Source organism: Ruegeria sp. G7 (assembly GCF_056535465.1).
This window is the reverse complement of the sequence record NZ_JBQFIL010000001.1, coordinates 1,942,567-1,954,884: the sequence shown is the minus strand read 5'-3', so window position 1 is coordinate 1,954,884 and position 12,318 is coordinate 1,942,567. Positions and strand designations below refer to the sequence as shown.

Genomic DNA, 12,318 nt, shown 5'->3' with positions numbered 1-12,318 from the left:
CGGCGTCAGACCTGTTCCAGCTCAACAAGGCAACCGTTGAAGTCCTTGGGGTGCAGGAACAGTACCGGCTTGCCGTGTGCGCCGATCTTGGGTTCTCCTGTCCCCAGAACACGTGCTCCGGTCTCCTTCAGGTGGTCGCGCGCGGCAATGATATCCTCGACCTCATAACAGACGTGATGGATGCCACCGGCGGGGTTCTTTTCCAGAAATCCGTTGATCGGGCTGTTTTCGCCCAAAGGATACAGCAGTTCGATCTTGGTGTTGGGCAGTTCGATGAACACGACGGTAACCCCGTGATCTGGCTCGTCCTGCGGCGCGCCAACCTTGGCACCCAAGGCGTTGCGATATTGGGCCGAGGCGGCCTCGAGGTCCGGCACCGCAATGGCAACATGATTGAGACGACCGATCATGGAACTCTCCTTCCGTTCTGCGTTGCAGCGGTTATGGGGGCTGACCGATGAAAGGGCAAGTGCGCCAAAACGCGCGTTAACCCTGTATTAGCCGGAAGTTCCTAGCGTGAAGCATCTGCTAATCAGGAGTTCTGCCATGGACGATTCGGGACCTTTCGCCCCTCAGACGCTTGCCACCAAGATGCGGCCGCTACTGGGCCAGACGATCCTTGTGGTTGAAGATAGTCGCTATGCCTGCGACGCAATAAGACTGATATGCCTGCACAGCGGCGCGCGTATCCGGCGGGCGGATTGCCTGCAATCGGCGCGGCGACATCTGCAGATCTACCGCCCCTCTGTCCTGATCGTCGATATGGGGCTGCCGGATGGGTCGGGTGCCGATCTGATCGCAGAACTCACCCATGCGGTGCCGCGTATCAGCGTTATTCTGGGGCTGTCGGGTGACGATAACGCCAGATCGACCGCAATGCGTGCCGGGGCAGACGGTTTCTTGGCAAAACCACTTAGCTCGGTCGCTTATTTCCAGAAAACCATCCTCGAACTCTTGCCCGAAGACCGCCGCCCCGGCGGGCTCGAGGCCGTGCGGGATGAGGTCGTCTACCCCGATCCACTGGCCTATCAGGATGACATGGCCCATATCGCAGACCTGCTGACCGGTCCGACCGATCAGCGCACATTCGACTACGTCGCGCAATTTCTGCAAAGCGTGGCGCGGGATGCGCAGGATACGGTGCTGGCCGATGCAGCAGGGCAGCTTGCCCAATCGCAGGTGCAGGGCGCGCCGGTGACAGCACAGGCGGCACGGGTCGCCGGGCTGGTGCAAGAGCGACTGGAACGGCAGGAGGCGATCTGAAATGCTGACCGCCTATTTTGTGACAGCAAGCATTCTGTGCATCTGGGTCTATCGTCAGACGCGCCTGACAGCAAAAAGCATCCGAAGCAATCGTAGGGACATCGCAAACCCGTTGGAGTGATCGTGCGGTTGCCCCAAAACGAAAACCGCCCGCACAAGGCGGGCGGTTTCGATCAGTCTTGCGGGATCAGACGCAGGCCCAGCTCCATCAACTGATCCGAGGTCGGATCAGAGGGTGCGTCCATCATCAGATCCTCGGCGCGCTGGTTCATCGGGAACATCATGACCTCGCGGATATTGGCCTCATCGGCCAGCAGCATCACGATCCGGTCGATACCAGCCGCACAGCCCCCGTGGGGTGGTGCGCCGTAGTGGAAGGCATTGAACAGGGCCCCAAAGCGGGATTTCACTTCGTCCTCGCCATAGCCAGCCAGTTCAAAGGCCTTCAGCATGATCTCAGGCTTGTGATTCCGGATCGCGCCCGAGACCAGCTCATACCCGTTACAGGCCAGATCGTACTGATAGCCGCGCACGTCCAGAGGATTGCCCTGCAGCGCCTCCATACCGCCCTGCGGCATCGAGAACGGGTTGTGTTCAAAGTCAATCGCGCCGGTTTCTTCGTCCTGTTCGTAGATCGGGAAATCCACGATCCAGGCAAAGGCGAAGCGGTCTTTCTCAGTCAGGCCCAATTCCTCGCCGATCACGTCGCGCGCTTTGCCAGCCACCTTCTCAAAGGCTTTCGGTTTGCCACCCAGGAAGAACGCCGCATCGCCGATGCCCAGACCCAGTTGTTGGCGGATCGCCTCGGTACGCTCAGGCCCGATATTCTTGGCCAGCGGGCCTGCTGCTTCCATCCCCTCGCCCTGATCGCGCCAGAAGATGTAACCCATCCCCGGCAAACCTTCCTTCTGAGCAAAGGCATTCATACGGTCGCAGAACTTGCGACTGCCACCTGTCGGCGCGGGGATGGCGCGGATTTCGGTGCCGTCCTGCTCCAACAGCTTCGCGAAAATCGCGAAGCCACTATCGCGGAAGTGGTCGGAGACGACTTGCATTTTAATAGGGTTCCTCAGGTCGGGCTTATCAGTGCCGTACCACAGTGCCGAGTCCTTATAGGAAATCTGCGGCCATTCCTGATCGACTTTGCGACCACCACCGAACTCTTCGAACACACCGGTCAGAACAGGCTGGATCGTGTCGAACACATCCTGCTGTTCGACAAACGACATCTCCATGTCAAGCTGGTAGAAATCGGTGGGCGAGCGGTCAGCCCGCGGGTCTTCATCGCGGAAGCACGGCGCGATCTGGAAATACTTGTCGAAGCCCGACACCATGATCAGTTGCTTGAACTGCTGCGGGGCCTGCGGCAGCGCATAAAACTTACCCGGATGCAGGCGCGACGGCACCAAGAAGTCGCGCGCGCCTTCCGGCGACGAGGCCGTGATAATCGGCGTTTGATACTCGCGGAACCCCTGATCCCACATGCGTTTACGCATGGATGCCACAACGTCCGAACGCAGGGTCATGTTCTGCTGCATCGCCTCACGGCGCAGGTCTAGATAGCGATAGCGCAGGCGGGTTTCCTCGGGGTATTCCTGATCGCCGAACACCATCAGCGGCAGTTCATCGGCTGCGCCCAAGACTTCCAATTCCCGCACATAAACCTCGATCTCGCCAGTGGGCAGTTTCGGGTTCACCAGTTCGGGGTCGCGCGCTTTGACCGTTCCGTCGATGCGGATACACCATTCCGAGCGCACTTTCTCGAGCTCGGCAAAGGCGGCGCTGTCACCGTCGCACAGAACCTGCGTCACGCCGAAATGGTCACGCAGGTCGATGAACAGCACGCCGCCGTGATCTCGGACACGATGCACCCAGCCGGACAGGCGGACGGTTTCACCGACATTGGCGGCGGTCAGAGCGGCGCAGGTGTGGCTGCGATAGGCGTGCATGAAAATATCCCTTCGGGCGCAGAATTCGTCGCGCCGATACACCCTGTCGGGCTTGGAAAGTCAAGGCAGCTTGGACGTCAGAACGGTCTTTGCACATTGCCGGAATAGAAATAGACGCCCAGACCGGCAGCAAAGATGATATTGCCCGCGATCGCATGCAGCAGAACCGCGTACAGGAACGACCCGCGCTGGCGATAGGCCCATGCAAACAGCACCCCTCCGGCGAAGGTCATCGCAGCGACGATCCAGCTCCAATACATCAGATGCGCCAGCGAAAACAGCGTTGCATTCCAGAGATATGCAGGCCGCCCGTCAGGCAGGATCGCGTGGTAGCGGCGGAAGAACAGGGTGCGAAACAGCAGCTCTTGCGGCAGGGCCGAGGCCAGCGGGTAGCCGATCCAGATGAACGCCAGTAACTCGGGCCGGTGTTTCAGCAGCCCGAAGGCCGCATCGGGTCGCGCGATCAGCACAAGCGCCGAACAGAAACCCGCCATCGCAATCGTGAACAGCAAAACCTCGGCCCAGGACCAGTTGCGCCAGCCATAGCGTAGCTCGGCCCAGGAAAACCCGGGCGTATTGTGCAGTAGGACAATGCCCAGACCCGTGAATGCAAAGAGCGCCGGGAACATCCAATCCGGCGGGAAGAGTACCGCGATCAGGACCGGAACTGCGATGTAGAACAGCGCGAATTCCAGCCTCAGCCGCTGCATCTGTGCAGGGCGCGCGGCCCAGTCGCTTTGTCTGCTCACGGTGTTACAAGCTCCGCCCGGATCAATCCCCGCAGGGAATTGCCGATATGGATGGTTTGGGCATTTTGCAGATCGGTCAAGGTCAGTACGGTTTCAATCGCGGCTTTCTGATCCAACATCTCCTGCCGCAGGACCCCGGGCAGAACACCGCTGGACAATGCTGGCGTCAGGCGGCGGCCATCGGGCATATCAAGAAACAGGTTGGTGATCGTGCCTTCGCACAGCTCATCACGTTCATTCAGGAACAGCAGTTCATCCACACCTTCGGGCAAAGCCGCCCGCGCTTTATCATAGACCACGCGGCGGGTGGTCTTGTGGCGCAACCAGATATCCGACGACGATAGACGCTGTTCCGCCACGCTTACCCTCCAGAGCGGCGGGTTCGCCGCAAGTGCTCCGGTGGCCAGTGCGAAGCCGCCGCCTGCGTCCAACGTCAGGCGGCAGCGCAGCGGGGCCTCGTCTGAGGCCGCGTGCAATGCCGTCAGCGCCGCAGCCCGATCGAATGAAATCCCGAAGGTTTGGGCAGAACGCGCCATACGCGCCAGATGGCTGTCCAGCCGCACAAAACCCTGCCCCGGCCGAAAAGCAAGCGTTTCGATCAGGCGGAAATCAGGGTCAGCTGGTGGGCGAAGCGGGCTTTCCATAGCGCCTCCTCATATTCCGATGGGGCGGTGCTGTCCCAGACAAGGCCGCCGCCCACGTTCAGGGTCGCCTTGCCGTCTTCGACCATGAGGGTGCGGATGGCCACGTTGAACTCGGACCGCCCGTCCGGCGCGGCCCAGCCGATGGTGCCGCAATAGACGTCGCGGGGCCACGGCTCCAGCTCCGACAGAATTTCCATCGCGCGAATCTTGGGCGCGCCGGTGATTGAGCCGCAGGGGAACAGCGCCGCCAGAATATCCGACAGGCCCACCCCAAGGTGCAACTGCGCCTGCACCAGCGAGACCATCTGGTGAACGGTGGCATAGGTTTCCACCTTGAACAGTTCGGGCACCTTGACCGACCCGGCCAGCGCCACGCGGCTGATGTCGTTGCGCAGCAGGTCGACGATCATCAGGTTCTCGGCCCGGTTCTTTTCGTCCGTGGTCAGAAATGCACGGCGGCGTTCATCCTCGACCGGATCTTCGCTGCGCGGCTGGGTGCCCTTCATCGGGCGGGTTTCGATCCGGCCCTCTGCATCGGTGCGGAAGAACAACTCGGGCGAGCGGCTCAGCAGGTCGGGCAGCCCGTCTTGCTCGACCAGCGCGCCATGACCAACGGGTTGGCCCGCAGCCAGCGCGGCGTACAACGCGGCGCTGTCGCCGGTGACTTCGAGGTCGATGGGGAAGGTCAGATTCGCCTGATAGATATCGCCCGCACCGATGGCGTCATGCACCTTGCGGAAGGCGTCCGTATAACGCGCCTCGTCCCAACGGGGCTGAAACGCGGTCACGCCACCGGTATCGGCAGACAGTCCAACGCGGTCGGGCGCATCGAACACGCCAAAGCACAGCAGCGGCAACCGACGCCCCTCGGGCAGGCGATCCGCAAGGCGCGGCTCAAGCACATAGCCCAGCTCATAGCTTGCATATCCCGCCAGCCATGCGCCATCCGCGCGCGCCTGATCCAGCGCCGCCAGGGCCTGGGGCACCTCATCCGCGTTATCGGCGCGGATGATTTGGGAGGGACGCTCGAACCGGGTACCACGCCCGGCTGGTCCTTGATCGAAACGAATACGCAAGTGCATCCTCATTTGCCGTGCTGCGCGATATAGAGGATACGCCAGCAGGGGAAAGGGGGGAAAGCGGCAATTTCACCCTTGTTTCCGATACCTCTTGCACCTTTTCGCGCGGTGCCTATAACGCAGGACAATTTGGGCGCTGGGGCGGTGCCCTGACTCGCGGACAATCGAAGGAACAAGGCCATGCCGAGAAGAACCGACATCCAGTCGATCATGATCATCGGGGCAGGCCCCATTGTTATCGGTCAGGCGTGCGAGTTCGACTATTCCGGCGCTCAGGCCTGCAAGGCGCTGCGCGAGGAAGGCTACCGGGTCATTCTGGTGAACTCGAACCCGGCGACGATCATGACCGATCCCGGGTTGGCGGACGCCACCTATATCGAGCCAATCACCCCCGAAGTGGTCGCTAAGATCATCGAGAAAGAGCGCCCCGACGCCCTGCTACCCACCATGGGTGGTCAGACTGGCTTGAATACATCGCTCGCGTTGGAAGAGATGGGCGTGTTGGAGAAGTTCGGCGTCGAGATGATCGGCGCCAAGCGCGACGCGATTGAAATGGCCGAAGACCGCGCCCTGTTCCGCGAGGCGATGGACCGTCTGGGTCTTGAGAATCCCAAAGCAACCATCGTGACTGCCCCCAAGCGCGAAGATGGCTCCACCGATCTGGATGCAGGCGTGCAGATGGCGCTGGATGAGCTGGAAGAAATCGGCTTGCCCGCCATCATCCGCCCTGCTTTTACCCTGGGCGGTACCGGCGGCGGCGTGGCCTATAACCGTGAGGATTACATCCACTTTTGCCGCTCGGGCATGGATGCCTCGCCGGTAAATCAGATCCTCGTCGATGAAAGCCTGCTGGGCTGGAAAGAATACGAGATGGAGGTGGTGCGCGACACCGCCGACAATGCCATCATCGTCTGTTCGATTGAAAACGTCGATCCGATGGGTGTGCACACCGGCGACTCGATAACCGTGGCCCCTGCCCTGACGCTCACCGACAAGGAGTACCAGATCATGCGTAACGGCTCGATTGCCGTTCTGCGTGAGATCGGGGTCGAGACCGGTGGGTCGAACGTGCAATGGGCAATCAACCCTGATGATGGCCGCATGGTCGTGATTGAGATGAACCCGCGCGTGTCACGGTCCTCGGCACTGGCCTCCAAAGCGACCGGTTTCCCGATTGCTAAGATCGCCGCGAAGCTGGCCGTCGGCTACACGTTGGACGAGTTGGACAACGACATCACCAAGGTCACCCCCGCCTCATTCGAGCCGACCATCGACTATGTCGTCACCAAAATCCCAAAATTCGCTTTTGAGAAGTTCCCCGGTTCCGAACCCTACCTGACCACCGCTATGAAATCGGTGGGAGAGGCCATGTCGATCGGCCGTACCATCCACGAATCGATGCAGAAAGCGCTGGCCTCGATGGAATCTGGCCTGACCGGGTTTGATGAGATCGAAATCCCCGGCCTGAGCGTGGGTGTCTGGGACGAAGCCGACGACAAGGCCGCCGTGATCAAGGCGATCAGCCAGCAGACGCCCGACCGTCTGCGCACGATTGCTCAGGCCATGCGTCATGGTCTGTCCGATGATGAAATCTTCGGCGTCACCAAGTTCGACCCGTGGTTCCTTGCGCGCATCCGCGAGATCATCGAGGCCGAGCGTCAAGTGCGCAAAGAAGGTCTACCGATGACCGAAGACGGCATCCGGAAGTTGAAAATGCTGGGCTTCACCGATGCGCGTTTGGGCAACCTGACGGGCCGTGACGAGGACAATGTCCGCCGCGCCCGCCGCAATCTGGGTGTGAACGCCGTCTTCAAACGCATCGACACCTGCGCGGCCGAGTTTGAAGCCCAGACGCCTTATATGTACTCGACCTATGAGGCCCCGATGATGGGTGAGGTCGAATGCGAGGCGCGGCCGAGCGACCGCAAGAAGGTTGTCATCCTCGGCGGTGGTCCGAACCGGATCGGTCAGGGGATCGAGTTCGACTATTGCTGCTGCCATGCGTGCTTTGCGCTGACCGAGGCGGGGTATGAGACCATCATGGTCAACTGCAACCCCGAGACGGTCAGCACCGACTATGACACCTCGGACCGTCTGTATTTCGAGCCTCTGACCTTCGAACACGTCATGGAAATCCTGACGAAAGAGCAGGAAAACGGCACACTGCACGGCGTCATCGTTCAGTTCGGCGGTCAGACACCGCTGAAACTGGCCAACGCGTTGGAAGCCGAAGGTATTCCGATCCTCGGCACCACCCCCGACGCGATTGACCTGGCCGAAGACCGGGAACGCTTCCAGGCGCTGGTCAACGAGCTGGGCTTGAAGCAGCCTAAAAACCGCATCGCCTCGACCGATGAACAGGCGCTTGAGATCGCCGAAGAGATCGGCTTCCCGCTGGTGATCCGCCCCTCGTACGTTCTGGGTGGGCGCGCGATGGAGATCGTGCGCGATATGGATCAGCTGCGGCGTTACATCAACGAGGCCGTGGTGGTCTCGGGCGATAGCCCTGTGCTGCTCGACAGCTATTTGGCCGGTGCGGTCGAACTGGACGTCGATGCGCTGTGCGATGGCACCGACGTTCACGTTGCAGGCATCATGCAGCATATTGAAGAGGCGGGCGTTCACTCGGGCGACTCAGCCTGTTCGCTGCCGCCTTATTCGCTGTCGAAAGAGATCATCGAGCAGATCAAGGATCAGGCCTTCAAACTGGCCAAGGCGCTGAACGTCGTGGGTCTGATGAACGTGCAATTCGCGATCAAGGATGATGAGATTTACCTGATCGAAGTGAACCCCCGCGCCTCGCGCACCGTTCCGTTTGTCGCCAAGGCGACCGACAGCGCGATTGCCTCGATCGCAGCGCGTGTCATGGCCGGTGAGAAGCTTTCGGCCTTCCCGATGCGTCCCGCTTACCAAGAGGGCAAAGACACCAAGATCGCCGACCAGATGACGCTGGCCGACCCCGACATGCCTTGGTTCTCGGTCAAAGAGGCGGTCATGCCCTTTGCCCGCTTCCCGGGTGTCGACACCATTCTGGGCCCCGAGATGCGCTCGACCGGCGAGGTTATGGGCTGGGACCGCGATTTCCCGCGCGCCTTCCTCAAGGCGCAGATGGGGGCCGGGATGGTGCTGCCGTCCTCGGGGCGTGCGTTCATCTCGATCAAGGATGCCGACAAGGGCAAAGCGATGCTTGAGGCCGCCAAGGTGCTGATTGAACAAGGCTTTACGCTGGTCGCAACGCGTGGCACGCAAAGCTGGCTGGAAGAACAGGGCGTCGCCTGTGAGGTGGTCAACAAGGTCTACGAGGGCCGCCCGGACGTGGTCGACATGCTGAAAGACGGTCAAGTGCAACTGGTGATGAACACCACCGAAGGCGCGCAGGCGGTCGAGGACAGCAAGGCCATCCGGTCCATCGCGCTGTATGACAAGATCCCCTATTTCACCACGGCTGCCGGATCGAACGCCGCCGCGCTGGCGATCAAGGCGCAGGCCGAAGGGGATGTTGAGGTCAAATCGCTGCAGGGCTGATCCGTCAGCCGACCGAATGGAAAAGCCCCGGTAACGCGCCGGGGCTTTCTTCGTTACAGCACCGGCTGAGGTGCTCGTTGCCGCCGTTCGTCCCTTGCGAAGAACAGCATATAAAAAACTGGCGCAGCGACCATGGTCAGGATGGTGGCAAAGGCCAGACCCCCCATAATGGTGACTGCCATAGACACAAAGAACGCATCCGTCAGCAGCGGTGCCATCCCAAGAATGGTGGTGATCGCCGCCAGCATGACAGGGCGCAGACGCGAGACCGAGGCCTCGACGATGGCGGGTTTCAAGGCTTTGCCGGTGGCCCGGACCAGATCGATCTCCTCAACCAGCACGATGCCGTTCTTGATCAGCATGCCCGACAGGCTGAGCAGACCCAGCAGCGCGGTGAAGGTGAACGGCAGACCGGTGCCCAGCAAGCCAATGACCACGCCGTTCACCGACATCGGAACCAGTAGCCAGATGATAATCGGCTGCCGGATCGCGTTGAACAACAACACCGAGATCAGCACCATAATCAGCAGGCTCAGCGGCAATTGCCGCCCAAGGCTGGCTTGCGCGTCACCCGAATCCTCGAACTCACCGCCCCATTCCATGCTGTAGCCAATGGGCAGTTCCATCTGTTCGATGGTGCCGCGCACCTCGGAATGGACCTGCGCGGCGGTCATGTCGGCGGGAATGTCCGCGCCGACGGTTATGGTTAGAACCCGGTCGCGCCGGTGCACCAGAGTGTTGAGCGCCTTGTATTCGAACCCGTCTACCATCTGCTCGATCGGGACGAACCGCTCCGACTGATCGGAATAGACCACCTGATCGACAATCGAATAGTCTCCGTCCGCCGGGCGGCGCAGGATGATCGGGATCTGGCGGTCACGTTCACGCAGAACGCCACCGGTGATGCCATCGGTCGAGAATTGCAGCGTCGCGGCAATATCTTCGCGCGAAACGCCCGCGGTCTGGGCCCGTTCCGTCGCATAGATCGGCTGCACCGCCAGTTCCTGTTCGCGCCAGTCGTGATGGACATGCAGTGCGTTGGGGGACGCCGCTGACATCCGCGCCACAGCTTCCTCGGCCAGTTGCCGCAGAACCACCGGATCACTGCCCGAGAAGCGCGCCTGAATCGGGTCGCCTCCGCCGGGGCCGAAAATCAGACGCTTGGTGCGGAATTCGCCTTCGGGGAACTGAGCCGAGCCAAAGGCCTCTAGATCGGCTTGCAGGGCGGGAATATCGTCCAGAGTTTCGGTGCGGATGATCATGTGACCATAGCTGGGGTTCGGCTTTTCCGCAGCATAGGTCAGCATGAACCGCGTCGCCCCCTGCCCCACAAACGTGGCGACCGAGACGACGTCATCACGATCTGCAAGCCAGTCTTCAAACACAGCCATATCTTCGGCCGTGCGCGCAATGGGCGTGCCTTGTGGTAGCTTGTAATGCACGAAGAACAGCGGCGTGTTCGAGTTGGGGAAGAACTGCTGTTTCATCAACCCGAAGCCCGCGAAACAGGCCACGGTGATCCCGATCAGCGCCGCCACCACCAGCCAGCGGAACCGCAGCGCCCAGTTCAGGATCGCGCCATAGGCGCGGAACAGAATGCCACCATAGGCGTCGATCTCACCCTCTTTGCCCTGTTTGAAGAAATAATGCCCCAGCAGCGGCGTAACCGTGATCGCCAACACCCAGCTGAGCAGCAGTGAAATGCCGATGACAGCGAACAGCGAGAACAGGAACTCTCCGGTCGCATCAGGGCTAAGGCCAATGCCCGCAAAGGCCATGATCCCGATCACTGTCGCGCCCAGCAGCGGGATTTGCGTCTTTGACGCGACCTCTTCGGCCGCATCGCGCGAAGACTTTCCGCGCAGCATCGCAATCTGCATCCCTTCGGCCACAACGATGGCGTTGTCGACCAGCATGCCCATGGCAATGATCAGCGCCCCCAGCGAAATCCGCTCCATCTCGATCGAGAAGATCGACATGAACAGCAGCGTGCCCACAACGGTGAGCAACAGGGTCGAACCCACAACGATGGCGGCGCGCCAACCCATGAATATGCCCAGAACCGCAACCACGATGCTGACCGACATCGCAAGATTCAGCAGGAAAGCGTTCGAGGCCTCATCGACAACAACATGTTGCTGATAGATGGGCAGGATTTCGACACCAAAGGGAATCTCGGAATCCAGCTCGGCCAGTTTCGCATCTGCGCGCTGGCCGACCTCGACGATGTTTTCCGTGGCCAGCCCGGCGATGCCGAGTGTGAAAGCCTCGGTCCCGTTGAAGCGGATCATGATATCGGGGTCATTCTGCCGACCGCGATACACATCGGACATATCAAACAGGTTGACCACCTGCCCCTGCGAACCCACCGAGAGCCCCGCAATCGCCGAGACGCTGTCCGAGCCTTCTGCCGTCAGAATTGTGGTCCGGTCACTGTCTGACCGCAACGAGCCCGAGGCATTGACAGAATCCGCGTTTGCAATAGCCTCGTTGATCGCCTGCAAGGGCACGTTCTGGTTAACCGAGATTGACAGGTCCGGTTCGATGAATATCGCCTCGTCCGGCAGGCCCTGAACCTCGACATCGGCGACACCCCTGACCGTCAGCAATTCGCGGCGCAGGAAGGTGGCCAGATCGTGTTTCTCGGCGTCCGAAAATCCGTCCGCCGTGACCGCATAAAACAGGCCGAACACATCGCCGAACCCGTCATTCACATAGGGGGCACTGACGCCCGAAGGCAGACCCCGCGCGGCATCGCGTACCTTGGCACGCAGCCGTGTCCAGATGTCAGGCAATTCACTGCCGTCATAGGTCGACTTGATCTCGACCTCGATCAGCGACTGACCCGGCTGGTTGACCGAGGTGATGACATCCACCTCGCCCATCTGTTGAATGGCCGATTCCAAAGGTTCAGAGACTTCCAGCGCCACCTGCTCGGCGGTGGCACCGGGGTATTGAGTCGCGATAACCGCCTGTTTGATCGTGAAGGCCGGGTCTTCAAGGCGGCCAAGCGACATGAAACCCCAGATGCCGCCAAACAAGGCAATCAGGATGAGAAGCCACGTATAAAGCGGTCGGTCAATCGAAGCGCGTGCGATCTTCATAAATC

At 60.7% G+C, this 12,318-nt stretch carries 8 protein-coding genes; 2 read left to right on the top strand and 6 right to left on the bottom strand.

Annotation, left to right across the window (positions count from 1 at the left end):
* Positions 1 to 5 precede the first annotated feature (5 nt).
* Complete coding sequence (gene mce, locus ACR3EN_RS09800; RefSeq protein WP_480530961.1) at positions 6 to 410, bottom strand: methylmalonyl-CoA epimerase; 405 nt, start codon at positions 408 to 410, stop codon at positions 6 to 8.
* 136 nt (positions 411 to 546) lie between these two features.
* On the opposite strand from mce, the gene ACR3EN_RS09795 reads away from it, so the two are divergent.
* On the top strand, positions 547 to 1,263 hold the full coding sequence (locus ACR3EN_RS09795) for a response regulator (protein ID WP_480823004.1): 717 nt from the start codon (positions 547 to 549) through the stop codon (positions 1,261 to 1,263).
* Positions 1,264 to 1,436: 173 nt separating this feature from the next.
* On the opposite strand, the gene aspS is transcribed toward ACR3EN_RS09795, so the two are convergent.
* The 4 genes from aspS to ACR3EN_RS09775 form a co-directional block, all read right to left on the bottom strand.
* On the bottom strand, positions 1,437 to 3,212 hold the full coding sequence (aspS, locus tag ACR3EN_RS09790; protein WP_480823006.1) for an aspartate--tRNA ligase: 1,776 nt from the start codon (positions 3,210 to 3,212) through the stop codon (positions 1,437 to 1,439).
* Positions 3,213 to 3,289: 77 nt separating this feature from the next.
* A complete protein-coding gene (locus tag ACR3EN_RS09785; protein ID WP_480823008.1) occupies positions 3,290 to 3,961 on the bottom strand; it encodes a CPBP family intramembrane glutamic endopeptidase in 672 nt (223 codons plus the stop codon).
* Complete coding sequence (locus ACR3EN_RS09780) at positions 3,958 to 4,605, bottom strand: aminotransferase class IV family protein (protein ID WP_480823010.1); 648 nt, start codon at positions 4,603 to 4,605, stop codon at positions 3,958 to 3,960. The genes ACR3EN_RS09785 and ACR3EN_RS09780 overlap by 4 nt, the downstream gene beginning before the upstream one ends.
* Positions 4,560 to 5,687: an aminodeoxychorismate synthase component I gene (locus ACR3EN_RS09775; RefSeq protein WP_480823012.1), complete on the bottom strand. Its 1,128-nt coding sequence runs from the start codon at positions 5,685 to 5,687 to the stop codon at positions 4,560 to 4,562. The genes ACR3EN_RS09780 and ACR3EN_RS09775 overlap by 46 nt, the downstream gene beginning before the upstream one ends.
* Positions 5,688 to 5,864: 177 nt before the next feature.
* Here ACR3EN_RS09775 and carB point away from each other — a divergent pair, with 177 nt between their 5' ends.
* Positions 5,865 to 9,209, top strand: a complete 3,345-nt coding sequence (carB, locus tag ACR3EN_RS09770) for a carbamoyl-phosphate synthase large subunit (protein WP_480823014.1) — start codon at positions 5,865 to 5,867, stop codon at positions 9,207 to 9,209.
* Positions 9,210 to 9,262: 53 nt separating this feature from the next.
* Here the strand turns inward: carB and ACR3EN_RS09765 are convergent, their stop codons facing one another.
* Positions 9,263 to 12,313 carry an efflux RND transporter permease subunit gene (locus tag ACR3EN_RS09765; protein WP_480823016.1) on the bottom strand — a complete coding sequence of 1,017 codons (3,051 nt, stop codon included), beginning with the start codon at positions 12,311 to 12,313 and terminating at the stop codon, positions 9,263 to 9,265.
* Positions 12,314 to 12,318 lie beyond the last annotated feature (5 nt).

Excerpts from the sequence above, each read along its gene's own strand:
- carB (WP_480823014.1), top strand. The coding sequence starts at position 5,865 with ATGCCGAGAAGAACCGACATCCAGTCGATCATGATCATCGGGGCAGGC.
- aspS (WP_480823006.1), bottom strand. The coding sequence starts at position 3,212 with ATGCACGCCTATCGCAGCCACACCTGCGCCGCTCTGACCGCCGCCAAT.
- ACR3EN_RS09765 (WP_480823016.1), bottom strand. The coding sequence starts at position 12,313 with ATGAAGATCGCACGCGCTTCGATTGACCGACCGCTTTATACGTGGCTT.
- mce (WP_480530961.1), bottom strand. The coding sequence starts at position 410 with ATGATCGGTCGTCTCAATCATGTTGCCATTGCGGTGCCGGACCTCGAG.
- ACR3EN_RS09780 (WP_480823010.1), bottom strand. The coding sequence starts at position 4,605 with ATGGAAAGCCCGCTTCGCCCACCAGCTGACCCTGATTTCCGCCTGATC.
- ACR3EN_RS09775 (WP_480823012.1), bottom strand. The coding sequence starts at position 5,687 with ATGCACTTGCGTATTCGTTTCGATCAAGGACCAGCCGGGCGTGGTACC.
- ACR3EN_RS09795 (WP_480823004.1), top strand. The coding sequence starts at position 547 with ATGGACGATTCGGGACCTTTCGCCCCTCAGACGCTTGCCACCAAGATG.